This window comes from Corynebacterium sp. HMSC062A03, assembly GCF_001811145.1.
Lineage (GTDB): Bacteria > Actinomycetota > Actinomycetes > Mycobacteriales > Mycobacteriaceae > Corynebacterium > Corynebacterium aurimucosum.
Window position 1 is genome coordinate 41678 of the sequence record NZ_KV803662.1, and the last position, 222, is coordinate 41899.

At 54.5% G+C, this 222-nt stretch carries 1 protein-coding gene; it reads right to left on the reverse strand.

All coding sequences use genetic code 11. The annotated features are described in order from the left end of the window. The coding region (locus tag HMPREF2781_RS12165) for an integrase core domain-containing protein (RefSeq protein WP_141750573.1) at nt 1-222 on the reverse strand (222 nt) is incomplete at both ends.

Consider the following 222-nt stretch of genomic DNA (forward strand, 5'->3'; position numbering starts at 1 on the left):
TGTAGCGCATGCACCATCGAAAGACTTCTTGGCGACAGCTGATTGGGCTGTCAAAGACTTTCCGATCACGCAGAACCTCACGCTTGAGACTGGCGTTAAATGATTCTGCCAGGGCATTATCAGCACTCGTTCCCACCGCGCCCATGGATTGGCGCACGCCAAGCTGGGCGCAGTGGTCCCTAAAAGCCTGTGAGGTGTACACACTGCCATGATCAGAATGGA